Genomic DNA, 343 nt, shown 5'->3' with positions numbered 1-343 from the left:
GGTAACATGCATCACTGTGCGGCAGGTCAAAGGCAAAGAAGTATGCCTTCTGTTCGACCCCGCCGATAACAACCAACGCTTCGCCAAAGTCCGCCTGCCCATGCCCGGGGGGATGGCTCAGCGGACCAAACATCTCCCGTGAGCCGCGCTTTTGCGCACGCACATAGTCTGTGACAAGCGGGTAGCCGCCATCAAACCGGCAGTCATCGCGCAGCCGTTCAAATATCTTCTTGGCTGTATGTCGTTGCTTGCGCGGGCGGGTCTTGTCTTCTGCCAACCAGCTATCAATCTGAGCCACGTAAGGATCAAGCTTAGGACGCTTGATCGGTGCCGTCCGCCGATA

General features: G+C 57.4%; 1 pseudogene. It reads right to left on the bottom strand.

Annotated features, from left to right (window positions below):
* Positions 1 to 343: pseudogene (locus tag ACFWW2_RS00005) on the bottom strand (IS21 family transposase); the annotation flags it as partial.

It is taken from the genome of Yoonia sp. R2-816, from assembly GCF_046762905.1.
Lineage (GTDB): Bacteria > Pseudomonadota > Alphaproteobacteria > Rhodobacterales > Rhodobacteraceae > Yoonia.
The sequence above is the reverse complement of the archived record's forward strand: the minus strand, read 5'-3'. Positions and strand labels throughout refer to the sequence as shown.